This window comes from Marinomonas sp. HM11-D (genome assembly GCF_057626615.1).
This window is the reverse complement of record NZ_JBMMKT010000014.1, coordinates 19,569-43,012: the sequence shown is the minus strand read 5'-3', so window position 1 is coordinate 43,012 and position 23,444 is coordinate 19,569. Positions and strand designations below refer to the sequence as shown.

Sequence of the window (23,444 nt, the reverse complement as noted above, 5' to 3'; positions counted from 1 at the left end):
TAACGAAGATTTGATCGTCACCCTATAGTTTTAACCAGTGGATCGGCTTATACATGACACATCTTTCGCTTTGGCTTGCTTGTATTCTATCGCTCACAGCTGGGGGCATCTATTACCTGCGCCCTGGACTTCGCTCTACGCAGACCATTGGTGCGATTGCGATCGTGTTGCATACCATGGCTTTAATCCAGTTACTGGCGAGCAAAGATGGCTTCGACTTTTTAACCATTGGCCTGTTGATTGCCCTAATTGGCAACTTACTGCTGTGGTTTAGCAATCGTGACAAAGATCTTTCGCTACTGCTTTCGATCGCCTTCCCGATGGCGGCGATTATTATTGCCCTTAATGCGGTCGAACCTTGGAATTTACAACAGCTGCACAGCGCTTCGCTGGGCACTTCCCTGCACATTCTGATTGCCTCAGTGGCTTACAGCCTCTTTACCGCAGCCTGCGGCATCGGGATTTTATTGGCCATTCAAGAATACCAGCTCAAACACCACCATCTTAAACAGCTATTGCGCGTCCCTCCTTTACAGGTACTGGAGCGATTAATGTTTGAATTTATTTGGGCGGCGTTTGTCTTACTCAGCATCACCATGGCCACTGGCTTCTACTTTATTGAAGACATGTTCGCACAGCACCTGGTTCACAAGACCGCTTTCACCATCGCATCGTGGTTCGTATTCGCAGGGTTATTGGCTGGGCGTTTATTCCTTGGCTGGCGTGGACAGTTGGCAGTGAAACTTACTTTGAGTGGTTTTGTACTCCTAATGTTGGGCTATTTTGGCTCTCAGATTGCATTGGAAATTCTGAGTAATTAAGCACGACATTTGACACTCGCTGCTCAAGCCCTAATAATCCGATCAGATCTAATAACTGAGGCATTTTTTTCTTGAACGAAGTTCCCTTAAGTATTCTCTTTGGAATACTGTTTTTTCTAATCATTCTCTCTGCTTTTTTCTCAAGCTCAGAAACCAGCATGCTGTCGATGAACAAATATCGCCTCAAGCACATGGTCAAAAGCGGACACAAATCAGCCAAAAAGGCGAGCAAGCTACTTGAGCGCCCTGACCGCCTAATCGGCGTCATCTTGATTGGCAACAACTTCGTTAACATCCTAGCTTCTGCGATCGCGACGATTATCGCAGTACGCTTGTGGGGCGATGCCGGGGTCGCGATCGCGACAGGCGCCTTAACCTTGATCATTTTGATATTTGCCGAGGTTACCCCTAAAACCGTAGCCACCATCCACCCAGAAAAGATTGCCTTCCCTGCGTCTTGGGCACTGACTGTTCTACTGAAGGCCATGTATCCATTGGTGGTGATTGTGAACACCATGTCCAATGGTTTGATGCGTCTTTTTGGTATCAAACACATACACGGCAACCACGACAAGCTAGGCTCAGAAGAACTACGTACTGTGGTAAATGAAGCCAGCGGTTTGATTCCACCGGCTCACCAAGAGATGTTGCTGTCGATTCTTGACCTTGAAAAAGTCTCGGTTGAAGACATCATGGTGCCGCGTAACGAAGTCATCGGTATCGATATTGAAGATTCGATTGAAGAAATCATCGAGCAAATCTGTCAATCACGCCACACCCGCATGCCAGTTTACAACGGCGAGATCAACAAGGTGATTGGTATCTTGCATGCGCGCCATGCGGCACAGTTCTTACGTGAACCAAATCCAACTAAAGCGGCCTTGTTAAAGGCAACGCTAGAGCCTTACTTCATTCCGGAAAGCACTTCGATTAATACTGTGCTACTAAACTTCCAGAAAGATCACCAACAAATGGGTATCGTGGTGGATGAATACGGCGACGTACAAGGTATCGCAGCACTAGAAGATATTCTGGAAGAGATCGTAGGTGAGTTCACACCACCACAAGAAGATGAAGAAGAGGAAATCACCATCCTCGACGATGGCTCATTCCGCATCGAAGGTACCACTCATATTCGCGACATCAACAAAGCGCTGAGCTGGCACCTCCCAACGGATGGCCCAAAGACTTTGAATGGTCTGATTATCGAAACCCTTGAATTTATCCCAGAGCATCCAATCAGCTTATGGGTCGACAACTACATGATCGAGATTCAAGAGATCGAAGACAAAGTTGTTAAATACGCGCGCTTAGAACACAAACGCTAGCAGGTAACCTTATGAGATTTTGCCCAAAATGCGGTCATAAAGTGAATATGGAAATTCCAGATGGAGACAACCGCGAGCGTCCGGTGTGCCCAAGCTGTGACTTTATTGATTACGACAACCCGCGCATGATCACTGGCACAATCCCTTTGTATCAAGGCAAAGTGCTGCTTTGTAAGCGTAACATCGAGCCACGTTTTGGTTACTGGACGCTACCAGCGGGCTTTATGGAGAACGGTGAAACCACGGCGGGTGGCGCGCTACGCGAAACCCTAGAAGAAAGCGGTTCACGAGCGGTCATCAAGCAACCGTTTTCAATGATCAGCATTCCTCATGTTAACCAAGTACACCTGTACTACATTGCGGAACTACAAAAAGCCGACTTTCACCCGACGGCCGAAAGTTCTGAGGTAGCACTGTTTGAGTTTTCTGAGATCCCATGGGACGAGCTGGCCTTTAGTAGCGTCAGCAAGACCCTAGAGTTCTTCTTGGAAGACCATAAAAGCGGTCAATACGGTTTCCACGAAGACAACATTATTATCAACACTCAACCTGAATAAGGTGATAAGCCACCTCTTCATAGGGGTGGCTCTGTTTTAGAGCACTGATCACCGCTTCTTTTAGCTCTGCCAGCAACACCATCTCAACCCGATATTCCTCAACTATCTCAAGCTTGCCCGCCTCACCAATAAAAGGATTTGCCGCCGCTGACGGACGAAACTGCCCCTGTCCTTTGACCTGCCAGCAACAAGCTTCGTACTGCCCAATACGGCCCGCACCTGCCGCAAACACGGCTTCTTTGACTGCTTCTAAGTGCGTCTCTGGCACATAAAATACCAACGAATACATTTTTATCTTCTCCATTTTTACAGTAGCCCCATCTGCTCATGCTGCACTGGCAATTGCACTTGGGAAACGTAATTCGGCACCACTTGCTGTAGCTTTTCGTCTAACCAGCTCGCCAAAGTCGGCGCGGCAATATTATCGGAGGAATGCACAAATACGGTGGGCTCACGCCCCTCTCGCAACCATTGACCAAGCTTATTGGCCCATTGATCCAGCCAAGGATGATTGCGCTCTAAGTCAGGATGCCCAATAAAGCGCACCACGGGATGGCTCGCCGTGGCCACCGCATGACAGGGCACACGGGGCTTTTTACGTTGCGCATCAATCAGGCTGTCACAATAAGCCTCAGTGGAGAAGACCGGACGGGAATCCATCACTACCTTGTCACATCCAGAATCCGACAACAGACGTAACAAAGCCGCCTCATGTTCCGCTTTATCGAAGAACACTAGATGACGGACTTCTACGCTTAAAGGAGAAGCAAGCGACCAGCTCTGGCACAGTGCGGTGATGATAGGCAGCTGTCGCGGCGCCACTGATGCTGGAAATTGCAGCATGGTCGGCCCTAGCAAATGCTCAATCGGCTTGAGTAGATTTTGAAAGGCGCGCCAAGCCTGTAAACATTCCGCTTCGCTGAGCTCTTCAAATTGATGGGCAACCGCGCGCGGCACCTTAAAGCTGAATCGAAAAGTATCGGGGACTTGCGCTGCCCAACGCTCAATTTGCGCGGGCGCCACATCGGTATAAAAGGTACTGCCGACTTCAACCGATTGAAAATACTTAGCGTAATGCCCCAAACGCAAGCCAGTGGCCTCAGAGCGTGGGTAAATATAATCCACCCACGCAGGATGCTGCCACTGGGCCATACCAAAGCGAATCATGGTCAGGCTGTTTCCACGTATTCAATTTGCTCGATAAAGAAGGTCTTCTCACCACCAGCGCGACGCAACACTACTTCATCACCCTCATTGCGCTTAAGCAAAGCCTTCGCCACTGGCGAGTCCATGCTGATGTACGCCTCATGATGGTCAATTTCATCTGGACCGACAATACGAAAACGCTCCTGATTACCGTCATCATCCTCTAGGGTGACCCATGCACCAAAGAACACAATCGTGCGATCGATTGGCAGTCGATCCACTACAGTACATTGATCCAAGCGTTTTTCTAGGTAGCGCACACGACGGTCGATTTCGCGTAGCTGCTTCTTGCCGTAGATGTATTCTGCATTCTCAGAACGATCACCGAGCTTCGCCGCATCACTGACACTTTGCGTTACTTCAGGACGCTTTACTTTCCATAGGTACTTCAGTTCCGCCAGCAACTTATCAGCACCCTCTTTGGTGATGTAGGCACCTTTGGGTGCACCGGGTGGGCGATATCGACTCATACAACCTCTCTACAGAAACCTTGCGACAGCACTTATGCTGCCCAATAAATAAAAATGGCGCCACGATAGCTCGTGGCGCCATTTTGTAACTCGAAAAAAGACTTAGTCTTCTTTTGACAAATGTACATCCATTTGCGGGAATGGAATGCCAACGCCATTTTCGTCGAACGTGTATTTGATCTTTTCAAGTAGATCCGAACGCAGTGCCCAGTAATCGCCTGCATTTACCCATACACGAACACTGAAGTTCACGGAGCTGTCCGCTAATTCTGATACCCAAATGACCAGTGCTGGATCTTTCAGAGCACGTTCATCTGCTTCAATGATTTGCTTCATCAACTCACGGGCTTGTTTAATATCAGAATCGTAGCTGATACCAATCACCAAGTCCAAACGACGTGTCGCTTCACGTGAAAAGTTGATGATAGAACCGTCCATAATGGTCGAGTTCGGCATGATGATGACACGGTTATCCGGCGTCTTCATGTAAGTATGGAACAATTCAATTCGGTCGATTGTACCCGACTGACCGCCAGCATCGACGAAGTCACCCGCACGGAATGGACGCAATAGAATGATCAACACACCCGATGCGAAGTTCGACAAAGAACCCTGCAATGCCAAACCAACGGCTAGACCCGCAGCACCCAAGATAGCGATAAAGGACGTCGTTTCAACACCGATTTGCCCCAGCGCCATCAACACCACACCAGCAAACATCAAAGCATACAAGATGCTCGAAGCAAAGCCCGCCACCGCTTTATCCACTTTGGATTTCAGTAGGCGTTTTTCAATCCAATCCGCAAAACGATGGGCAATCATTTTACCGATAAAGAAGATTAAAATACCGACAACAATCGATACACTCTTCTCTGTCAACCAAGGTAGCCACTGACTCCCTTCATCTAATAACTTCTCTAATTCATCCATAGGTATTCTCACTCTGTTATTAATTTAGGCCAAATAATCCACTTTATGCTGCCATTCCTCTAACAGAACTTGTAACTCAGACACGCCCTGCTTGGAGAAAACGACATAAGTCTGCCCCATTTTGGTGACAGAATTTATAACATGATTTTCATCAATCACGATACACCGCAGACGTAGCTGCTCTATTTCGAGATCATAACGCACGCCAATCCCGATAAAGACATGCCAGTCCCGCTCCAACAACTCCCCCTCAACCGCTTGCCTTAGCAAACGCACACAGCCAGCCTGATCAATCTGATAATAAGGCATGCGCTGTTTGTAGCGAATAAAAAACACCAAGATCGACACAAACAGAACAAAACTAATCAGTATCGCAAGCAGAACCTGTGCCATGATCAATCAAACTTATAGGCGAGTAAGTAGTTTTTTGCCTGACGTAATTGTTCGATATGTTTTGCTTCCAAAGCGTCCATTTCGTCGCGGTATTTACGACGCGCTGATAGTGGCAGAGTATTCCATTGTTCATGGGTTGGAATATGCTGGGTGCCTGCCTCAACAGCATAGATGGCTTGCACCTGTTCGTGCTCAGACAAATCGATACTCAATTGATCCAACAAGTTTTTGACGCGAATAGCAGCCTCGGTCCAAGTCAGCTTTTCGTCTTGCTCAATCGCCTGCATGATCACCTGAATGCTCTCAATTCGCTTGGCGCGCTCTTCCTTCAGACGCTGCTCACCCGCTTGAATACGCTCAGCACGCTGACGATTCAGTTTTAGCTGTTTGACAATAAAGTAAATGGATACACCGATCACTGCTAAGCAGATGATTAGAACAGTAGAAAAGACGCTGATAGACATAAGTCCCCTGAAGTAGAATCAAGTAATGCGTCTATTCTACACAGGCTTCAGGAAACGATCAGCAAAAGAAGGGAATCAGGGCATAGTACATGAGTACTATGCCCTAAGTTTTCATTTTTTATCCTGCATAATATGGCGATAAGCAATGATCCCGAACCAGACCATAAGCACGGCACAAAGACCAATCACCACCACACTCGCAATCACCACACCATCCGAGAACATAACCACCTCCTAGTCAGCAATACCTTTTTGGCAAGAGTAGGACGCAGCCAGCCTTCGGCGAATGATATAGGTCAGTTTAATTCTTAGACACTTGCAATAGATCTAATAAACCGTGATACACATCAGGCGTTGCGGCAATCAGATAATCACCATTTATAGGCGATGGCCAAGCCTGCTTAGATTCAGCAAAATGCCCCACTTTGGCACCCGCTTCTGTGGCGATCAAAGCACCCGCTGCCATATCCCAAGGCTTCACTGATTCATAGTAAGCATCCATCTGCCCTCTGGCCACAGCACACAGATCCAGCGCGGCCGAACCATTGCGACGAATATCTTGGCAGTTCTCCAGCACTCGACCAACCAACTGCATTAACTCAGGCAAGGTGTCTTTATTGTAGGGAAAGCCCGTCGCCACAATCGCATTGCGCAACTCAGTACGACCACTCACTTTAAGCTCTTCACCATTAAGCCAAGCTCCCTGCCCCTTAATCGCAGAATAGGTTTCTGCTAGAAACGGTGCATGCACCACCCCTACCCAACGCTGACCTTGATAATACACTGCGATGGAGACCGCCACATGCAGCAGACCTTGGGCGAAATTAATGGTGCCATCAATTGGGTCAATCACCCACACCGGCACCTCACTGTGTGTCGCCAATTCAAGATCAGGAGACGATTCTTCCGAGAGAATCAGATGCTCAGGGAAGGTTTGCTTAATCTGCTCGCACAAGTAAGCATCAATGGCCAAATCCGTACTCGTCACCAACTCATGCCCAGATTTGTACTCTGCTGAAAAACTCGCTTTTGCACGAGCCTCAACCATCATAGTGCCAGCGCGAGCAGCCCAACTTTTGGCATAGCCAAGCCACTCATTTACCGATGAATCATCCATGCTGCGTTCCTACACCAATCGTTGTGCTAACCAGTTGGCAATATCCCCCACTTGCTCAGGACAAACGGAGTGCGGCATGTCGTAAACTTGGTATTCTGTTTGGAAGCCCAATTCGTTTAGACGTGCACGGGCACGTCCCGCCAACACTGGTGCCACAATCGGATCAAACGAACCGTGATGGATTAAAATTGGCGTCGCACCGTTAGCCGATGCTTCGGCTGTCGGTACGCTATCCGGATCCGCCAAATAAGTAGACAATGCCATCACGCCTGCAAGTGGATATTTACCAAATAAAGCGACTTGGTAAGCAATCACACCCCCTTGGGAGAAGCCAGCCATCACAATTCGCTCACTCGGAATACCTTGCCCAACTAACGTCTCAATAATCGCTTCAATCTGTGCCATCGACTCTTGAATATTGCCCATGTCCACCTTGCGATCTAGGGACATTTCTAAGATGTCATACCAAGCACGCATCTTCATACCACCATTAATGGTAACAGGGCGAATTGGCGCGTTCGGAAAGACAAAGCGCACTGCCTTATGAGATAAACCTAGCTGCGGCACCAAGCCTTCAAAATCATGGCAGTCTGCCCCCAAGCCATGCAACCAAATCACGGCATGGGTAGGGTTTGCAGACGTATCGACTGTAATGTATTCAAGCGCTTCAGACACTGGGCTCTCCAAAAAAATAGGCTATCGATTTAACTCGATAGCCTATCATATTTTTCAGCACTTACTGCGACGCTTAATGGGACACGGGCAACTTTGTTTCTAAGACTTTTTGATTCGCATCTAATACAAACTGCACATCCGCATGTTGCAACATCGAGCAAATCATATGGCGAGTGATACGTTCGAAATATTGCATAAAGCCTTTTAAGGTTTCCGGCGACATCACTTTAATATCTAAGGTATCCAGTACCCCACCATGAATATCGTGTAAATGCGCTTCCAGTACACGTTCTTGCTTATTACGCCAATCGTATACCACATCAAAGCTTGGCGGCTGCATCCACATGCGCACATCAATTAAGTCGAATAACTTACGATAATCATGTTCAAGATGCTCGTTCACTGCGGCACGCCAACTGCCGTCAGCATCTTTATCCTTCTCTAAGACATTGATCGGATCCATCAGATGCTCTGTTGCCATCGGCTGAGCACCGACACACCAGCCTTCAAAAAAAATCACATCCACAGGGCCCGCCACTTCCTGCCAACGATGCACGGGCTTACGATCATCAAGGGATTTATCAAAGGTGGGCACATACATGACTTCACCCGCTTGCAAGTGTTTTAAGCGGTCAAAGATATTAAGTGCCAGCGGAATGTCGTGGGTGCCAGGCACCCCACGAGTGGCAAATAGTGGGTGTACTTTTTGTGCGTAGTGCATACGATCAGAACGCTGTAAGTAAAGGTCATCTAAGCTGACCACAATGGCATTCAAATCAAAACCCTTGGCCAAAATATGACTTACCACCGAGCAAAAGGTGGTTTTACCACACCCTTGAGGACCACCTAATCCTAAGACCAAGGGCGCATGCTTAGGTTTAGAGTACTCACTGACCCATCTTGCGAACGGCAAAAAGAGATCGTCAATACGCTCTACCAAGGACTCATCAGCATACAATCCTTTCAGAGTTTGCTCGACTTCAAAACGCAAACGTTCTGCTAATGAGGCTGGCAGATTATGAGCCTGACTTAACAAGCTAAGTTCAAGAACATTCATCATACGCTACCTCCCGCGCTATATCCCCGTAAGTATAGACATCGATCAACATTTCACCACAACACGGAGACAGCCAGCCTTTACTTAAACCGCTATAAAATCGTAAAAATCCGCAAATCCCCCCTAACTTTGCGCAAATTTACTTCATGATTGGGTGGCAAACACCGTACACTAGGGGAAAAGATCGTATCTATACCGTCCAATAGATTTGATACTAGATTGGACACCCTATGTGGGCTGCAGAAATGGAGAAGCTTCAATGAGTCTTAAAGGTCGCTTGCTTGCTTTAGCATGTTTTTCGACACTGTTATCTGGTTGCGTGGTCACGCAACCCATTTCACCAGTGTGTAATTCTACGTCTCCTTGTGTGAACGGCGTCAATAGCCAAACCAGCAGCAACCTAAACTTCAATAGTTCTGCACAAAGCCTTGAGATCATCGACATTGAACCTCGTGATCCTATTATCATCAACGCCACGGGCTATTCTGCTCCAGTGACCAATAAATCACTGTCGAAAGCGCAGGCTCGTCTAATGTCTTTACGCGGCTCGAAACTGGATGCCTACCGCAACCTTTCAGAGCGTGTTTACGGTATTAGCTTGGATGGCTCAAGCTCGTTAAGCAATATGATGGCACAGCACGATGACCTGCGTGCCTACGTCAATGCTTACCTAGTCGGTGCCAAGGTAATTTCGCAACGCGAACTAGAAGACGGCAGCTTTGAAACCGTGGTCGAACTGGCCTTACAAGAAAACTTCCGTCAGTGTGCTAGCTCCCCTGAAGCGATCCGCCTAAATCCAAATTGTCAGGTCACCAAACGCGCGAGCAGCACGACGTCAGTGCCTAAGAAGCAACCTTCAACCTTTTATAGTGTGCAGTAATGAAAGCGCTTATCACGCCTCTGCTGATATTGATGTCACTTGGCCTACATGGCCAGGTGATGCGCGCCGACGGTCAAGCGGTAATCTACAACCAAGACATCAATGACGCCCGCTATCGCGCGACACAACAAGCCATCAAACAAGCTAGCTTACAAGCCAGTGCTTCGGTGCGTGCCAGCGACAGCCTGAGCAATGGCACCCTGCACACCAACACTCGTGTGCAATCCGCAGGTCAAGCCAGTGATGTGAAAATCCTCTCCGAGCAGGTATTCGATGACATATTGAGCCTCACCATTGAAGCCGATATCGAAACTGAGGGGATGTGTGACAATGGCACTACGAACACCTACCGCAAATCGGTAGGCGTCACAGGCTTCGCGTTACAAACACCACAGCAAGCAACCCTAGGTGCCTTACACAATATTGGCCGTGAATTCCCTAAAAGCTTAGTGGACGCCATGAATCAACAAGGCTATTTGCGCGCCTTAGCCGCCACCCACTTAAGTGTTTACCCAGACTTAATTAATGCCCCGACTTCCGCCAATAACGACGGTTCACTGACCGATGTTGCCCGCATTGGTGAAGAGCTTGGTGTACAATACGTGGTCAGCGGCGTAATTCGCGATATCGGCGAAGTGTATCCAAAGCATCCAAATCAGAAGACACCGCTCAATTCTTTGCTGAGCTGGGCTAATAAAGAAGACAACCAACGTAAATTTGTGTTGGATTTGTACATTTATGATGGTTTTAGTGGTGCGTTAATCTTCCAACATCGTTACGATGAGATTGGCAAATGGAACACCAAAGATAACAACAAGGTAGGTTTTGGTTCAGCGCAATTTTGGGCACTACATTACGGCAAAGTTGTGGCTCAAACCTTAACCGCCATGTCGCTGGACAGCAGTGACGATTTGAACTGCCAGCCTTTTGTGGCAAACATTTTTCGCACCGAAGGCAATCGTATCTACTTAAACGCTGGTGCGTTGGCAGGCATTAAAAAAGGCGACCAGTTTCAAGTTTTCCGTCGCTATGAGATATTTGACCAATTACAGAATGCGCAAACACAGCTTAATAATGCCAATATCAATGTTACTATTACGCAAGTGCAGCCGAATTTTGCGATCGGCGAATTGGCGGTGGAAGCAAGAATTCTAAACGTACAACAACAAGATGTTGTGATCGCTTGGTAAATACATAAAATCAGCGCACAACTTAAAAGATCAGGATTAGAAGTACCATGAACAACGAACTATTACATCACCTAGAGCAACGTATCAATGCTGCAGTTGAAGAGATCTCTACACTACGTCAACGTATCTCTGAACTAGAAATGCAAAACTACGAGCTTTCTGAAGAACGTGATGAAGCTCAGGCAAAACTAACGCAACAAGCTGAACAGAGCACAAACTGGGAAAACAGCTTGAACCAAATGCTAAGCAAACTTAACCAACTGGATTAAGCGCATGAAAAAATTTGTTACAGCGGCACTGCTTGCAGGGGCCACCAGCGCATTTGCCGCTGGACAATTTTCTCCACTTGTTAGCTACGAATATGTTTACAGTACGCCATCCACGGCGACCAGTAACACCACCAGCGTGATCAACGCTACGATGGAATACACCTACCCACGCAGCCTGTCTGTTTACGGTGGTTTCGCCTTTATTTTACGCGATAGCTTCGAAACAGCCGCTCAGTTAGGTACGCGCTTTTACACGCCTGAACCACTTTTCTACGTCAACGGCGTTGCGCCGGTCTGGACCTATGTTGGCCTAGGTGCCAACGTACTAGACAATGTTGCGTTTTTTCCTGAAATTGGTTTTCGTATCGGCATCACCGACAGCACACGCCTAGACCTCTTTATGAAAGTCTATAACAGCAGCGATACCGCCTACGACAAACACGCAACCCTTGGTGCAGGCCTAACCTTCTAAACGTCATGAAGCTGTTTGCATTTTTAATCATTAGTATCGTTTTGATTAACGGGTATCTCTGGGTAGAAAGTCAGGCTCCAGCAGACATAGTGCTCCCGACCTCTAAGCAGCTCAATGAAATGGTTGGCCGCACGGGGAGCCCTCGGGTTCCCCTATGGCTAGCCGATGCAGGAAACTAACCTATGGACCGCTTAATCAAAGCTCTTGAAGATCGAATCGATGGCCTAGTTGCGCAGCTGAAGCAGGCGCAGCAAGAGATCGCTCGTTTAAGCGAAAGCTCAAGCCCTATCCCTGAAAACAGACCCAGTGACGTGTCATTGGATTTGCTTTCAACCATGAGCCAAAAGCGCTCAACCGAGGAACAGCTACAGCTGTACATCGAAGACAGTTTGGATTTACTGGCACCGGCCTCCTCGCTAACTGATTTCACACAGCATTTAGAACATTCTGAGCCTGTGCCAGCAGAAAGCACTGCTGCGAGCGAAATCCAGAACCATTTTAACTTTGACCTTCTTCACAATGCTTTTGAAGATCAACCAACTGAAGACCTTAAAGAAACTAAAGACTCTCCTATGACTACTGAACAACAAACAACGATCACCGCTGACATCCAAGAGACTGCTGCGACTGAAGTTGAGCAAACCCAAGCAACTGCACAAAGCGACACTCCTGAAACAGCAGCACTCAGTGCCGAGGAGAAGCGTCGTCAGAAAAACCAAAAGAATAACCGCCGTCTAATCAAACTATTAGAAGAGCGCTACCCAAAAGCATTCGATTGGAACAACCCTCGCCCATTAAAAGTCGGTATCGACAAAGACATGGTGCTAGATGATGAGTTTAATGCCAGCAAGCAAAAACGCGCCATGGCCGCTTACACTCGCTCTGATCGCTACAAGAAGTGTCTATTGTCAGGCCAACCTCGCATCGACCTAGAAGGCAATGCCGTTAGCGATGAGCCAGCACTACCAAATGCGAAGAAGCCTGTCGTGGAAAACAAAAAACCAATGCCTAAGAGCAACAAAGGCAAGCGTCCACAAGGCAACAAACCTCACGCCAACAAAGCGAAAAGTCAGTCTCGCCCAGCGAACAAAGACAAAGCTGAGCCAAAACAAGACCCACAATTTGACAATTTGACTGCTGAAGAACGTATGCAGGCAAAATTAACGCAACTTCTTAATAAAAAATAGAAAAAGTGCTTTACAAGGAGCGGGGCGCTGAGTAATATACGTCTCGCTGCTGTGGAGGGGTTCCCGAGTGGCCAAAGGGAGCAGATTGTAAATCTGCCACGAAAGTTTCGGTGGTTCGAATCCACCTCCCTCCACCATTTTCTTTTCTTATATTTCTCTTCTGAAATATCTATCTCTTCTTAGTTATTCTCTTTTTTCAATACCAATAAGCTCCATTTTTCTCTACTTCAATCCACGTATTTTATTTCTACAACACCCAAAAAAAATCTCAGCGTAAGCTGTAAGCTGTAAGCTGTAAGCTAGGATCAGCACAACATTTCCCTTACACCCCTTCAAGACTCCTTTAAAGACAACTACACACGATCACTCATAGCTCATAGCTCATAGCTCATAGCTCATAGCTCATAGCTCATAGCTCATAGCTCATAGCTCATAGCTCATAGCTCATAGCTCATAGCTCATAGGCAAGCCTAATTCACCCCAAGCACCACGCAAGCAGAAAGCAGAAAGCAGAAAGCAGAAAGCAGAAAGCAGAAAGCAGAAAGCAGAAAGCAGAAAGCAGAAAGCAGAAAGCAGAAAGCAGAAAGCAGAAAGCAGAAAGCAGAAAGCAGAAAGCAGAATAGGATACAGACAAACAGTCTATTTAAAACAACTAAAAAGAAAGACTAAAAAGAATCAAAGAAACATCAAAAGTGGTGGGTCGTACTGGATTCGAACCAGTGACCAATTGATTAAAAGTCAACTGCTCTACCAACTGAGCTAACGACCCATTGATGCAACACTAGAAGTGAAGTTGTAACGCTAAGATATGATGCTAATGGGGTGGACGATGGGGCTCGAACCCACGACCGATGGAATCACAATCCATAGCTCTACCAACTGAGCTACGCCCACCATAAATAAGCATTAGAATGGCTCCCTGAACTGGACTCGAACCAGTGACCTAACGATTAACAGTCGTTTGCTCTACCAACTGAGCTATCAGGGAACAATAAAACCCGCACATAGCAGGTGAAATGGCGGAGGAGGAGAGATTCGAACTCTCGGAAGGCTACTAACCTTCGCCGGTTTTCAAGACCGGTGCATTAAACCGCTCTGCCACCCCTCCGTATATCAAAGTGGTGGGTCGTACTGGATTCGAACCAGTGACCAATTGATTAAAAGTCAACTGCTCTACCAACTGAGCTAACGACCCGCACATTTGAATTTTCACTATCTGACTGGTCGGAGTAGAGGGATTCGAACCCCCGACATCCTGCTCCCAAAGCAGGCGCGCTACCAGACTGCGCTATACTCCGAATGGCTCCCTGAACTGGACTCGAACCAGTGACCTAACGATTAACAGTCGTTTGCTCTACCAACTGAGCTATCAGGGAATTGTCAGAATACAGAAATATAGTTTCTGTAGACTATCATAGTTGGTGGGTCGTACTGGATTCGAACCAGTGACCAATTGATTAAAAGTCAACTGCTCTACCAACTGAGCTAACGACCCAACTATGTATGGCAATGGGGTGGACGATGGGGCTCGAACCCACGACCGATGGAATCACAATCCATAGCTCTACCAACTGAGCTACGCCCACCATTACCATTGATTTAAAATTAGTGGTCGGAGTAGAGGGATTCGAACCCCCGACATCCTGCTCCCAAAGCAGGCGCGCTACCAGACTGCGCTATACTCCGATGGCTCCCTGAACTGGACTCGAACCAGTGACCTAACGATTAACAGTCGTTTGCTCTACCAACTGAGCTATCAGGGAATTACTAATTTTTAACTCGCTTCAAACCAACCCCTAAAAGGAGATGGCGGAGGAGGAGAGATTCGAACTCTCGGAAGGCTATTAACCTTCGCCGGTTTTCAAGACCGGTGCATTAAACCGCTCTGCCACCCCTCCGTTGCGAGCGAGGTGTATATTACGGATTCTAAATTTCAGTGCAACACTTTTTTTAATTTTTTTTAATTTTTTCCGTCACATAAGTCTCATCTGCCGCCGCCTGAATCCAGACATTTGAAAACCAATAATAATGGCGCCCAGATTGATCAGGCATTGTACAATTTATGCGACCTCGACCGGCGGGAAAGGCCTTTTCCGCCTGAACCTGCACGGCATTTTCTTCAAGCCAATCTAATTTGGCTTTGCCCTGCCCTGCCACATAACAAGCTAATTCTTTTAAGCGGTAATCCCCAGCTTGAAAACGTAACGTCATAGAGACAGGATCTGCGCTCGCAAAAACACCTTGATCCTCAACCAAAAGCAACGGCATTGGCTTGGCATTGAGCTTTACCTTTAGAGACGATAGCTCTGCATAATGGCCTGCTGCCGGAAAACGTGGCAAATTGGTAAAGTCAGAGTATTTATTGACTACCCCTGATTGCTGACCAAATGCCATCATGCCCTGCTCTGCCACTTGCGCACGAATCTCGGCATTCGACTCACCATAAGGATAAGCCAACATTTTCGGGGAATGGCCAAGCCTTTCATTGAGCAGATTTTCTACCGCACTAACTTCCTCTGCCATACGAGTGCGCCATTGATCTAATGTCTCATCGGCTTCTAAACGCAACATATAAGGATGGTTCACCGTATGGTTGGCAAATACAGCACCCGAGCGCTCCATTTCTTTCATCTGTTGCCAAGTTAAAAAGCTTTCATGCCCCTTTTCAACCGGTCCAGTATTAATGAAGACAGTAAACGGGAAGTTATGGGCTTTTAAGATAGGGAAGCCATTTTGATAAATATTGCGATAGGCATCATCAAAGGTAATCGCCACCGCTTTCTCTGGCAGAGCAACGCCCGCTTTGATATCAGCCAAGGCATTGGCGAGATCAACCACCTGAAACCCCGCTTCTTTTAAATAGTCCATATGCTCATTGAACTCTTCCGGTGACACGGAAGTTGAACGCGGCGTATTGGCATCCACATGGTGATACTGAAGGATCGGTAAGTAATCTTGCGCCACAGCCATGGCACTCGTACACATAAGCGCACTGACCAGCAGAGTATTTTTTAATGACATGAATAACCTTAGCGAGAAATTTTGCTGGCAATTGTACGCGAAACAACCAACCGGTGACAGCCACGTAAGCCCCACTAATCACCAAGGCCAACTATACTAATAAGAAAAAAGCCAAGGGAGAAAGCGCATGCTATCACCATGCCTATTGGATCAACTCAATAACCAGCTTAACGACCTTAAAACAAAAGGCCTGTACAAAGCTGAGCAAGTGTTACTCACCCCTCAAGCCAGCCAAGTGGCGACCTTTAAGCACCCCAAACTCATTAATCTATGCGCCAATAATTACTTGGGGCTCGCCAACGATCCCGAGGTCATTGCTGCGGCCCATCAAGCACTGGAGCTATATGGTTATGGTATGGCCTCGGTGCGTTTTATTTGTGGTACTCAAACCATTCACCGTGAACTTGAGCAACAGCTGAGTGCATTCCTCGGCATGGAGGACTGCATCCTTTACTCCTCTTGTTTTGATGCCAACGGCGGCCTGTTTGAAACCTTGCTCGATGAACAGGACACCATCATCAGCGACGGCCTGAACCATGCCAGCATCATCGACGGTATACGTTTAAGCAAAGCGACCCGGTTGCGTTATAACAACAATGATATGCAGGCATTAGAAGATTGCCTCAAACGAGCTACACAACAAAACAGCAAAACCATCTTGATCGTCACCGATGGCGTCTTTTCAATGGATGGCACCATTGCCAATTTAAATGCCATCTGTGACCTAGCGGAGCAATATCACGCTCTGGTAATGGTAGATGACTCCCACGCGGTGGGTGTTTTAGGAGAACATGGCAAAGGCTCGATTGAACACTGCCAAGTAATGGGACGGGTGGACATAGTCACGGGCACTTTAGGCAAAGCCCTTGGCGGAGCATCTGGGGGTTATACCTGCGCCGCCCAACCGATTATTGATTGGCTGCGCCAACGCTCACGCCCTTACCTCTTTTCAAACAGCCTAGCCCCCATGATTGCCGCCACCAGTCTAAGTATTTTAAAACTTCTCCAGCAACGCCAAGGCATACAACATCAATTGCAACAAAATGCTGATTACTTTAGAAGTCGCATGACAGAACTAGGCTTTGAGCTTATTCTCGGACAGCACCCCATCATTCCAATCATGGTCCATGACGCCAACTTAGCGCAACGGATGGCCAATGCACTATTAGAAGAAGGCGTGTTAGTCGTCGGTTTTTCATACCCTGTCGTTCCCATGGGACAAGCTCGGATTCGTACGCAAATGTCGGCGGTTCTGAGCCAGAGCGACCTTGATCACGCCATCGCTTCTTTTTATAAAGTAGGTCAGCAGTTAAAGATGCTGTAAGGAACTGCAATGAAGACACTAATAAAACAGACAGCTGATCAAGGCATTTGGCTGACCACTACTCAACGCCCGAGTTATGGACACAGTGATGTGCTCATTAAAATCCGCAAGACCGCTATTTGCGGCACGGATATCCATATTTATAACTGGGATGAGTGGGCGCAAAGTACGGTACCACTTAATATGAGTGTGGGACATGAGTTCGTCGGCACCGTGGTAGAAGTTGGCAGCGAAGTTTCTCATATAAAGGTAGGTGATCGAGTCTCTGGCGAAGGACACATTACCTGCGGTCAATGTCGCAACTGCCGAGCGGGGAAACGCCATTATTGCAAAGACACTTTGGGAGTGGGGGTTAACCGCCCTGGCGCCTTTGCCGAATACTTGGCAATTCCTGCCAGCAATGTCGTACAACTTCCAGATGACATCAGTGATGATCTCGCGGCCATCTTAGATCCTCTAGGCAACGCTACCCACACCGCGTTGAGTTTCGACTTAATCGGTGAAGATGTACTAATTACCGGTGCTGGCCCAATCGGCGCCATGGCGGCAGCGATTGCGAAACATGTTGGGGCGCGCAATGTGGTCATTTCAGACATCAACGACTACCGCCTAGAATTGGCAAAATCCCTCGGCGCCACCCGCGTGGTGAATAGCAAACGAGAATCCCTGAATCAGGTCATCGAAGAACTACAATTAAGCGAAGGGTTCACTGTTGGCCTAGAAATGTCCGGAAACGGCGCAGCCTTTAAAAGTATGATTAGCCACATGAGTCACGGCGGCAAAATTGCCCAGTTAGGTATCCCCAGCAATGACATCAGCATCGACTGGAACCAAGTGATTTTCAAAGGCCTGACGATTAAAGGCATCTACGGTCGAGAGATGTATGAAACCTGGTACAAAATGATCGCCATGTTGCAATCTGGATTAAACATCGCCCCCATTATTACGCACCATTTCGCCATACAGGATTTTCAAAAAGGCTTTGATGCCATGCTCTCAGGTCAATCTGGTAAAGTCATATTAGATTGGCAAACCCTTGATTAATTTAGGATTCATAGCCATATGGTTGCGCGGACGCTGCGCTTTGAGTAGCGTTATAGAATCACCTGTAGAACGAGACAGTTATGCTAGAAATTGGAACCAGCACGCACCCATCGCCACACAGTAATGCGCGCTACATCTTACTTGCCAAGCAAAAAGTCCTAACCCTGCAACAGCAGTTTTTATTTCGCTTGTCCGACTTTCATCCCACAGCACAAATGCGCAGCGTGTTCGTCGGCAAGTTTGAAGACCAAGACCTGTTCGTCTGCTACTTTCCTCACCCCCCCAAAGGGTTTGAAGAAGTGGGCTTACGAGACATGCTGTTCGAAACCGACGACAGCTACTTTGGTATCTTAAGTCGCGCTCACCAACTGGCCACCTGGGACGCAGACCATCAATTTTGTGGCCGTTGCGGCAACCCCATGACGCAAAAGCATGACAAAGAGCACGCTAAACTTTGCCATCATTGCCACACGCGCCACTATCCGCGCATTTCGCCGTGCATCATTGTCTCAGTAAGAAAGGGCAAGCAGCTATTATTAGCGCGATCTTTTGTTATGCCAGAAGGTCGCTATAGCAATATCGCAGGCTTTGTCGAAGCCGGCGAAACCCTAGAGCACGCGGTGCAACGAGAAGTATTTGAAGAAGTAGGTGTGCGCATCAAAAACTTAGAATACCGCGGCAGTCAGCCTTGGTCTTTCCCGCACCAATTGATGGTCGGCTTCTTTGCCGAATTTGACAGTGGTGAACTGACGCCTGCGCCCGATGAAATCGCTGAAGCGGGCTGGTGGGATTTTGACGATTTACCCAATATTCCGAACCCGACCAGTATTTCTGGACAGCTTATCCTAGAACATGCTCAGCGCATCGCTGCTGAGTCTTAACAAGGACACTTGCATAAAAAAGCCCAGCATGATGCTGGGCTTTGCTTTTTACCTATTATGTAAGGCTATTAATCTGTAATCACTCGATAACATGGCTCATAAGCTGTGCCAGGTAGCTTCATACGCTGTTGCTTCACAAATGCTTCTAACAGCGCATCCAGTTTTTTCATCAACTCTTTATCACCGTGGATCTCAAATGGACCGTGCTGCTTAATGCTGGCCACCCCTTGTGGCTTCACATTACCGGCCACAATCGAAGAGAAAGCGCGGCGCAGATCGGCCGCTAACAAATGCGTTTCTTGACCGAAGAATAAATTCAAACTGGCGATGTTCTCGTGAGTTGGTTCAAAGGTACGTTGGAACTCATCGGGAATATGCAATTTCCAGTTATAGTAGAAAGCATCCTGATGCGCTTTGCGGTACAGACGTACTTCTTCCATACCAGCTTTCATCACACGCGCCACTTCTACCGCATCATCAATGATGATTTGGTACTTCGCTTGCGCTTCAGCCCCTAATACAGAGCCAATAAACTCATGAATCTGCTCGAAGTACGGTGCACTTTCTTTCGGTCCAGTAAAGACTAGCGGGAACGGCATGCCTTCATTTTTAGGGTGCAATAGAATCCCTAGAATATAGAGAATCTCTTCTGCCGTACCGGCGCCACCAGGGAATACCACAATACCATGGCCCGTTCGCACAAACGCCTCAAGGCGCTTCTCAATATCTGGCATAATCACCAGCTGGTTAACGATTGGGTTAGGTGATTCGGCGGCGATAATGCCAGGCTCAGTCAGACCAAGGTAAATACCATTTTGAATACGCTGTTTGGCGTGAGCAATGGCAGCCCCCTTCATTGGACCTTTCATGGCACCAGGGCCACAACCGGTACAGATATTTAGCTCACGCAGACCCAGTTCATGGCCCACATATTTGGTGTAGTCGTATTCATGACGAGCGATAGAGTGACCGCCCCAGCACACCACCATGTCCGGCGATTGAATGCGGCGGAAAACATTGGCGTTGCGCAGTAGCTCAAACACCACGTTAGTGATTTTGTCAGATGACGCATCATTTAGACCACGCGCCACATTGTATTCGTGGTAGGTAAAGATGATGTCGCGCAATACGCTGAACAACATCTCACGCACACTGCTAATCATTTTACCATCAACAAAAGCACTGCTTGGGGCATTGGTAAGCTCCAACTTAACACCACGCTCTTGTTGAATAATACGGATTTCGAAGTCCTTAAAGGCCGCCATAACTTCAGCGGGATCATCGGAGTCACTGCCACAATTTAAGATGGCCAATGCACAACGGCGAAATAGTTCGTGTAAATCGCCGCTGTCTTCTGACATACGTGCGATCTCTTCCTGTGACAACATTTCCAATGCGCCTTTTGGTGCTACCAGCGCATCAACGCGATCTGTATACATCATGATCGCCCTCCTTATTCTATGTGCTTGTCTTATAACTATATTGATCCTAGAAAATAAAATTGCAAGCGAATTTCTGCGAATCACTTAGACAGCACTGAGACAAAAAAAGCCGCAATCGCGGCTTTTCTAGATTTACAGCTGACTTAATACCTGCTCAGCTGAGCTAATACCAAACTCGCCAGGTGCTTCCAACCACAGCTGTTTAATCACACCATTTTCCACCAACATAGCATAGCGACGACTGCGCAATCCCATCTGGGCGGTAGCAATATCAATTTCCAAACCGAGCGCTTGGGTATAGTGCGCCAAATTATCTGCCGCCATCACAATTGCCCCAGCGTTGTGCTCTTTGCCCCAGGCATTCATGACAAACACATCATTCACCGACAGACAGACGATCTCATCTACGCCTTTAGCTTTAAAATCTTGATAATGGGCAACATAGCCAGGCAGATGACGCGCACTACAGGTCGGAGTGTAGGCCCCAGGTACAGCAAACATCAGCACCGTCTTGTCAGCAAAAAAGTTCGTTACGTTAACTTCTTCTGGCCCCTCTTGCCCCATCACTAAGAAGCTACCATAGGGCAACATATCTCCCATTTGTACACTCATGCATATTCTCCAATTAAGCGCGACGATAAACCATCATAGCGCGATTATAGAAGAACAGCGATTAAGCAATTTTAAACTGACCGACTAAGGTACGCTGGTGTTGTGCCAGTTCATTCATACGTTGGCAATTATCTTGGCTCGCCATCGCCTCTTCCATGGCCCCTTCCGAGCTATGAGAAATCTCGTGCACACTGCGGTTAATGTCTTGCGCCACGTTCGATTGCTGCTCCGCCGACGTGGCAATCTGCATACTCAAGTCACGAATCTCGACAATAAAGGCACGCAGATCAGACAACACCTCACCGACACTTTGCGCTTCCTTCATACTGTCGCGGGCATGCTGGCGACTTTGCGCCATGGTTGTCACCGTGGCTTTAACGCCGCCTTGAAGCTCAGTAATCACTTGCTGAATTTCCTCGGTCGAAGTGTGGGTGCGATTCGCCAGTGTGCGTACTTCATCAGCTACGACTGCAAATCCCCGCCCTTGCTCCCCAGCTCGGGCCGCTTCAATGGCGGCATTCAAGGCCAATAAGTTGGTTTGTTCGGCAATCTCTTGAATCACTTCTAAGATGGAACCGATATTTTGCGAATATTGATCCACCTGCTGCACTACTTGCGCGGAAGATTCCAGCTGTGCCACCAATTGCTCCACTTGAGCAATATTGGTATTCATACGCTGCAAACTTACTTCAGCGCTATGATCAACTTGCTGCACCTTCTCTAGCGTGACTTCGGAATGTTGCGCTACTTCTCGTACCGTGGCCGACATTTCATCCATGGCCGTTGCCACTGAGGTAGTACGGTCATTTTGCTCCTGCATAATCGCTTGGGTATGTGAGGTAGATTGATACACAGTATCTGCCGACGACACCACCTGATGGGAGGCGTCGTCAATCTGCTTGATCACCTCACCTAACTTTTGCACCAAAGCATTGACCCAGTGAGACAGCTGACCAAACTCGTCTTTACTGGATATGGTGACGCGCTGCGTCAGGTCGCCATTAGCGATTTGATCTAAGACGTTTAAAATTTTCGCTAGCGGCTTACGGATGCTGAGGCTTACCCAGTAGGCAATGGCCAAAGCAATTACCACAGAAATGGCCACTACTAGGTAGGAGATAAGTTTCGCATTATTGGAGCTGCCTACGGCGTTCAGCTTGGCGTGATTACGCAGCGTAGTGACTTGCGTTTCAAGTACATCTTGCAAAGCTTTCATATCCACCAAGCTGTTTAATAAAGTAGCCGCTGCCTGCTCTGAGTCGACTTGGATTTGGTTATATTGCATAAACTCATTCACCACCCCTTCATCGGCTTCAATCGACTGGCGGATGTTATTGATGTTCTCAGTGATCAAATCATCCCCTAATTTGCCGATCACTTTGTCCACAGGGGCAAAGGCTTTCCCCATTTCTTTGCGAATACTGGCCAACGCAGACACAGTTGTGGAGTCAAAATAGTCACCAATCAGCAGCTGCAAACTTTCCATCTGCGTTTTCGCAAGGCCAGCGGCGAAGGCTTGTTCATCGTTTTCTGGGTAGTCTGCGATGGCATCGAGATCTTCCACGACGTAACTGAGTTCATCTTTTAAATCGAGTTTTTTATCGGCCATACCACGTTCAAGCTGCACCATACGGCTATGATCCTCAATAGCATCATCCGCCAACGTGAAAAATGTTTGAGCTTGTTGCTCAACTTCAGCCACCGTCGCTAACACCTCTGAAAACTCAGCTGCTTGAGCTTTTAGAGCGTTCGCGTCCACATAAAAGCGCTCTTTGCCAGACTGATACTGAGTTTGAGCATCGCTTAACATGCTGTCAGAAGAAGCCACCAGATATTGCAGCACCGCACTGCTGGTCTGGGCGAGATTGGTACTGACTTCCATGCTGCCATCCGATATGCCGGCGATTTCCCCAGTTACAGTCTCGATACGCTGTTGTACGGAGTTCAAGCCACCCACACCCGCTCCTGCCACCACAAATAGCAGTAGCAACAGCACGACAAATCCCACTAATACTCGCTGGACAACGGATAAAGACATTGCATCCTCCTAGCCTCAAACAATTACCACTCCATGGAAAATTGATTCAGCCTTTTAATTAAATAG

General features: G+C 47.7%; 24 protein-coding genes and 13 tRNA genes. 12 read left to right on the top strand and 25 right to left on the bottom strand.

Annotated elements, in window-relative coordinates:
* The first annotated feature begins 53 nt into the window (after nt 1-53).
* From ACOSVP_RS15760 to ACOSVP_RS15750, 3 genes are all read left to right on the top strand, one after another.
* Nucleotides 54-821 (top strand): cytochrome C assembly family protein, encoded by a 768-nt coding sequence (locus ACOSVP_RS15760; RefSeq protein ID WP_487348438.1) that lies wholly within the window; start codon nt 54-56, stop codon nt 819-821.
* Nucleotides 822-892: 71 nt separating this feature from the next.
* Nucleotides 893-2,149, top strand: a complete 1,257-nt coding sequence (locus ACOSVP_RS15755) for an HlyC/CorC family transporter (protein WP_487348437.1) — start codon at nt 893-895, stop codon at nt 2,147-2,149.
* A gap of 11 nt (nt 2,150-2,160) precedes the next feature.
* Nucleotides 2,161-2,706: an NUDIX hydrolase gene (locus ACOSVP_RS15750; protein ID WP_487348436.1), complete on the top strand. Its 546-nt coding sequence runs from the start codon at nt 2,161-2,163 to the stop codon at nt 2,704-2,706.
* Here ACOSVP_RS15750 and ACOSVP_RS15745 read toward each other — a convergent pair.
* The 9 genes from ACOSVP_RS15745 to ACOSVP_RS15705 all read right to left on the bottom strand — a co-directional run bounded on the left by ACOSVP_RS15745 (nt 2,687) and on the right by ACOSVP_RS15705 (nt 9,021).
* The gene (locus tag ACOSVP_RS15745) at nt 2,687-2,995 is read right to left on the bottom strand and encodes a YqfO family protein (RefSeq protein ID WP_487348435.1); all 309 of its coding nucleotides are present in this window, start codon (nt 2,993-2,995) and stop codon (nt 2,687-2,689) included. The genes ACOSVP_RS15750 and ACOSVP_RS15745 overlap by 20 nt on opposite strands.
* Nucleotides 2,996-3,012: 17 nt before the next feature.
* Nucleotides 3,013-3,873: a DUF72 domain-containing protein gene (locus ACOSVP_RS15740; RefSeq protein ID WP_487348434.1), complete on the bottom strand. Its 861-nt coding sequence runs from the start codon at nt 3,871-3,873 to the stop codon at nt 3,013-3,015.
* Between the two features lie 2 nt (nt 3,874-3,875).
* Nucleotides 3,876-4,382, bottom strand: coding sequence for a transcription elongation factor GreB (gene greB / locus ACOSVP_RS15735; protein ID WP_487348433.1), 507 nt, complete (start codon nt 4,380-4,382; stop codon nt 3,876-3,878).
* A gap of 102 nt (nt 4,383-4,484) precedes the next feature.
* Nucleotides 4,485-5,312, bottom strand: a complete 828-nt coding sequence (locus ACOSVP_RS15730) for a mechanosensitive ion channel family protein (RefSeq protein ID WP_487348432.1) — start codon at nt 5,310-5,312, stop codon at nt 4,485-4,487.
* A 24-nt stretch (nt 5,313-5,336) separates the two neighbouring features.
* Nucleotides 5,337-5,705, bottom strand: a complete 369-nt coding sequence (locus ACOSVP_RS15725) for a hypothetical protein (protein ID WP_487348431.1) — start codon at nt 5,703-5,705, stop codon at nt 5,337-5,339.
* 2 nt (nt 5,706-5,707) lie between these two features.
* On the bottom strand, nt 5,708-6,169 hold the full coding sequence (locus ACOSVP_RS15720) for a DUF2489 domain-containing protein (RefSeq protein ID WP_487348430.1): 462 nt from the start codon (nt 6,167-6,169) through the stop codon (nt 5,708-5,710).
* Nucleotides 6,170-6,470: 301 nt separating this feature from the next.
* The gene (locus tag ACOSVP_RS15715; RefSeq protein ID WP_487348429.1) at nt 6,471-7,286 is read right to left on the bottom strand and encodes an inositol monophosphatase family protein; all 816 of its coding nucleotides are present in this window, start codon (nt 7,284-7,286) and stop codon (nt 6,471-6,473) included.
* Nucleotides 7,287-7,295: 9 nt separating this feature from the next.
* Nucleotides 7,296-7,961: an alpha/beta hydrolase gene (locus tag ACOSVP_RS15710; RefSeq protein ID WP_487348428.1), complete on the bottom strand. Its 666-nt coding sequence runs from the start codon at nt 7,959-7,961 to the stop codon at nt 7,296-7,298.
* 73 nt (nt 7,962-8,034) lie between these two features.
* Complete coding sequence (locus ACOSVP_RS15705; protein ID WP_487348427.1) at nt 8,035-9,021, bottom strand: hypothetical protein; 987 nt, start codon at nt 9,019-9,021, stop codon at nt 8,035-8,037.
* Between the two features lie 256 nt (nt 9,022-9,277).
* Between ACOSVP_RS15705 and ACOSVP_RS15700 the strand changes: the two genes are divergently transcribed.
* The 6 genes from ACOSVP_RS15700 to ACOSVP_RS15675 all read left to right on the top strand — a co-directional run bounded on the left by ACOSVP_RS15700 (nt 9,278) and on the right by ACOSVP_RS15675 (nt 13,153).
* Nucleotides 9,278-9,898: an LPP20 family lipoprotein gene (locus ACOSVP_RS15700; RefSeq protein WP_487348426.1), complete on the top strand. Its 621-nt coding sequence runs from the start codon at nt 9,278-9,280 to the stop codon at nt 9,896-9,898.
* Nucleotides 9,898-11,088 (top strand): flagellar assembly protein T N-terminal domain-containing protein, encoded by a 1,191-nt coding sequence (locus ACOSVP_RS15695; RefSeq protein WP_487348425.1) that lies wholly within the window; start codon nt 9,898-9,900, stop codon nt 11,086-11,088. The genes ACOSVP_RS15700 and ACOSVP_RS15695 overlap by 1 nt, the downstream gene beginning before the upstream one ends.
* Nucleotides 11,089-11,135: 47 nt before the next feature.
* Nucleotides 11,136-11,357 carry a cell division protein ZapB gene (locus ACOSVP_RS15690; RefSeq protein WP_487348424.1) on the top strand — a complete coding sequence of 74 codons (222 nt, stop codon included), beginning with the start codon at nt 11,136-11,138 and terminating at the stop codon, nt 11,355-11,357.
* Between the two features lie 4 nt (nt 11,358-11,361).
* Nucleotides 11,362-11,829 carry a hypothetical protein gene (locus ACOSVP_RS15685; RefSeq protein WP_487348423.1) on the top strand — a complete coding sequence of 156 codons (468 nt, stop codon included), beginning with the start codon at nt 11,362-11,364 and terminating at the stop codon, nt 11,827-11,829.
* A 182-nt stretch (nt 11,830-12,011) separates the two neighbouring features.
* On the top strand, nt 12,012-13,016 hold the full coding sequence (locus tag ACOSVP_RS15680; RefSeq protein WP_487348422.1) for a ProQ/FINO family protein: 1,005 nt from the start codon (nt 12,012-12,014) through the stop codon (nt 13,014-13,016).
* A 53-nt stretch (nt 13,017-13,069) separates the two neighbouring features.
* Nucleotides 13,070-13,153: transfer RNA gene (locus ACOSVP_RS15675), tRNA-Tyr, on the top strand.
* A gap of 556 nt (nt 13,154-13,709) precedes the next feature.
* Here the strand turns inward: ACOSVP_RS15675 and ACOSVP_RS15670 are convergent.
* From ACOSVP_RS15670 to ACOSVP_RS15610, 13 genes are all read right to left on the bottom strand, one after another.
* Nucleotides 13,710-13,785: transfer RNA gene (locus ACOSVP_RS15670), tRNA-Lys, on the bottom strand.
* A gap of 49 nt (nt 13,786-13,834) precedes the next feature.
* A tRNA-His gene (locus tag ACOSVP_RS15665) sits at nt 13,835-13,910 on the bottom strand.
* Between the two features lie 18 nt (nt 13,911-13,928).
* Nucleotides 13,929-14,004, bottom strand: a tRNA-Asn gene (locus ACOSVP_RS15660).
* A gap of 29 nt (nt 14,005-14,033) precedes the next feature.
* Nucleotides 14,034-14,124, bottom strand: a tRNA-Ser gene (locus ACOSVP_RS15655).
* An 11-nt stretch (nt 14,125-14,135) separates the two neighbouring features.
* A tRNA-Lys gene (locus tag ACOSVP_RS15650) sits at nt 14,136-14,211 on the bottom strand.
* Between the two features lie 26 nt (nt 14,212-14,237).
* A tRNA-Pro gene (locus ACOSVP_RS15645) sits at nt 14,238-14,314 on the bottom strand.
* A gap of 2 nt (nt 14,315-14,316) precedes the next feature.
* Nucleotides 14,317-14,392 (bottom strand) — tRNA-Asn (locus ACOSVP_RS15640).
* Between the two features lie 43 nt (nt 14,393-14,435).
* Nucleotides 14,436-14,511, bottom strand: a tRNA-Lys gene (locus ACOSVP_RS15635).
* A 15-nt stretch (nt 14,512-14,526) separates the two neighbouring features.
* A tRNA-His gene (locus tag ACOSVP_RS15630) sits at nt 14,527-14,602 on the bottom strand.
* A gap of 23 nt (nt 14,603-14,625) precedes the next feature.
* Nucleotides 14,626-14,702, bottom strand: a tRNA-Pro gene (locus tag ACOSVP_RS15625).
* A gap of 1 nt (nt 14,703) precedes the next feature.
* Nucleotides 14,704-14,779 (bottom strand) — tRNA-Asn (locus ACOSVP_RS15620).
* Nucleotides 14,780-14,823: 44 nt separating this feature from the next.
* Nucleotides 14,824-14,914, bottom strand: a tRNA-Ser gene (locus ACOSVP_RS15615).
* A 52-nt stretch (nt 14,915-14,966) separates the two neighbouring features.
* Nucleotides 14,967-16,037, bottom strand: a complete 1,071-nt coding sequence (locus ACOSVP_RS15610; protein ID WP_487348421.1) for a polysaccharide deacetylase family protein — start codon at nt 16,035-16,037, stop codon at nt 14,967-14,969.
* Nucleotides 16,038-16,164: 127 nt separating this feature from the next.
* Between ACOSVP_RS15610 and ACOSVP_RS15605 the strand changes: the two genes are divergently transcribed.
* The 3 genes from ACOSVP_RS15605 (at nt 16,165) to nudC (ending at nt 19,286) form a co-directional block, all read left to right on the top strand.
* The gene (locus tag ACOSVP_RS15605) at nt 16,165-17,361 is read left to right on the top strand and encodes a glycine C-acetyltransferase (RefSeq protein WP_487348420.1); all 1,197 of its coding nucleotides are present in this window, start codon (nt 16,165-16,167) and stop codon (nt 17,359-17,361) included.
* Between the two features lie 9 nt (nt 17,362-17,370).
* The gene (tdh, locus tag ACOSVP_RS15600) at nt 17,371-18,405 is read left to right on the top strand and encodes an L-threonine 3-dehydrogenase (protein ID WP_487348419.1); all 1,035 of its coding nucleotides are present in this window, start codon (nt 17,371-17,373) and stop codon (nt 18,403-18,405) included.
* Nucleotides 18,406-18,485: 80 nt separating this feature from the next.
* Nucleotides 18,486-19,286, top strand: a complete 801-nt coding sequence (gene nudC, locus ACOSVP_RS15595; RefSeq protein WP_487348418.1) for an NAD(+) diphosphatase — start codon at nt 18,486-18,488, stop codon at nt 19,284-19,286.
* Nucleotides 19,287-19,354: 68 nt separating this feature from the next.
* Here the strand turns inward: nudC and ppnN are convergent, their stop codons facing one another.
* From ppnN to ACOSVP_RS15580, 3 genes are all read right to left on the bottom strand, one after another.
* A complete protein-coding gene (gene ppnN / locus ACOSVP_RS15590) occupies nt 19,355-20,728 on the bottom strand; it encodes a nucleotide 5'-monophosphate nucleosidase PpnN (RefSeq protein WP_487348417.1) in 1,374 nt (457 codons plus the stop codon).
* Between the two features lie 132 nt (nt 20,729-20,860).
* Entirely contained in the window at nt 20,861-21,340 is a 480-nt protein-coding gene (locus tag ACOSVP_RS15585) for a redoxin family protein (protein ID WP_487348416.1), read from the bottom strand.
* Between the two features lie 61 nt (nt 21,341-21,401).
* Nucleotides 21,402-23,378 (bottom strand): methyl-accepting chemotaxis protein, encoded by a 1,977-nt coding sequence (locus ACOSVP_RS15580; RefSeq protein WP_487348415.1) that lies wholly within the window; start codon nt 23,376-23,378, stop codon nt 21,402-21,404.
* Nucleotides 23,379-23,444 lie beyond the last annotated feature (66 nt).

Excerpts from the sequence above, each read along its gene's own strand:
- ACOSVP_RS15760 (WP_487348438.1), top strand. The coding sequence starts at position 54 with ATGACACATCTTTCGCTTTGGCTTGCTTGTATTCTATCGCTCACAGCT.
- ACOSVP_RS15750 (WP_487348436.1), top strand. The coding sequence starts at position 2,161 with ATGAGATTTTGCCCAAAATGCGGTCATAAAGTGAATATGGAAATTCCA.
- ACOSVP_RS15745 (WP_487348435.1), bottom strand. The coding sequence starts at position 2,995 with ATGTATTCGTTGGTATTTTATGTGCCAGAGACGCACTTAGAAGCAGTC.
- ACOSVP_RS15740 (WP_487348434.1), bottom strand. The coding sequence starts at position 3,873 with ATGATTCGCTTTGGTATGGCCCAGTGGCAGCATCCTGCGTGGGTGGAT.
- greB (WP_487348433.1), bottom strand. The coding sequence starts at position 4,382 with ATGAGTCGATATCGCCCACCCGGTGCACCCAAAGGTGCCTACATCACC.
- ACOSVP_RS15730 (WP_487348432.1), bottom strand. The coding sequence starts at position 5,312 with ATGGATGAATTAGAGAAGTTATTAGATGAAGGGAGTCAGTGGCTACCT.
- ACOSVP_RS15725 (WP_487348431.1), bottom strand. The coding sequence starts at position 5,705 with ATGGCACAGGTTCTGCTTGCGATACTGATTAGTTTTGTTCTGTTTGTG.
- ACOSVP_RS15720 (WP_487348430.1), bottom strand. The coding sequence starts at position 6,169 with ATGTCTATCAGCGTCTTTTCTACTGTTCTAATCATCTGCTTAGCAGTG.
- ACOSVP_RS15715 (WP_487348429.1), bottom strand. The coding sequence starts at position 7,286 with ATGGATGATTCATCGGTAAATGAGTGGCTTGGCTATGCCAAAAGTTGG.
- ACOSVP_RS15705 (WP_487348427.1), bottom strand. The coding sequence starts at position 9,021 with ATGATGAATGTTCTTGAACTTAGCTTGTTAAGTCAGGCTCATAATCTG.
- ACOSVP_RS15700 (WP_487348426.1), top strand. The coding sequence starts at position 9,278 with ATGAGTCTTAAAGGTCGCTTGCTTGCTTTAGCATGTTTTTCGACACTG.
- ACOSVP_RS15695 (WP_487348425.1), top strand. The coding sequence starts at position 9,898 with ATGAAAGCGCTTATCACGCCTCTGCTGATATTGATGTCACTTGGCCTA.
- ACOSVP_RS15690 (WP_487348424.1), top strand. The coding sequence starts at position 11,136 with ATGAACAACGAACTATTACATCACCTAGAGCAACGTATCAATGCTGCA.
- ACOSVP_RS15685 (WP_487348423.1), top strand. The coding sequence starts at position 11,362 with ATGAAAAAATTTGTTACAGCGGCACTGCTTGCAGGGGCCACCAGCGCA.
- ACOSVP_RS15680 (WP_487348422.1), top strand. The coding sequence starts at position 12,012 with ATGGACCGCTTAATCAAAGCTCTTGAAGATCGAATCGATGGCCTAGTT.
- ACOSVP_RS15610 (WP_487348421.1), bottom strand. The coding sequence starts at position 16,037 with ATGTCATTAAAAAATACTCTGCTGGTCAGTGCGCTTATGTGTACGAGT.
- ACOSVP_RS15605 (WP_487348420.1), top strand. The coding sequence starts at position 16,165 with ATGCTATCACCATGCCTATTGGATCAACTCAATAACCAGCTTAACGAC.
- tdh (WP_487348419.1), top strand. The coding sequence starts at position 17,371 with ATGAAGACACTAATAAAACAGACAGCTGATCAAGGCATTTGGCTGACC.
- nudC (WP_487348418.1), top strand. The coding sequence starts at position 18,486 with ATGCTAGAAATTGGAACCAGCACGCACCCATCGCCACACAGTAATGCG.
- ppnN (WP_487348417.1), bottom strand. The coding sequence starts at position 20,728 with ATGATGTATACAGATCGCGTTGATGCGCTGGTAGCACCAAAAGGCGCA.
- ACOSVP_RS15585 (WP_487348416.1), bottom strand. The coding sequence starts at position 21,340 with ATGAGTGTACAAATGGGAGATATGTTGCCCTATGGTAGCTTCTTAGTG.
- ACOSVP_RS15580 (WP_487348415.1), bottom strand. The coding sequence starts at position 23,378 with ATGTCTTTATCCGTTGTCCAGCGAGTATTAGTGGGATTTGTCGTGCTG.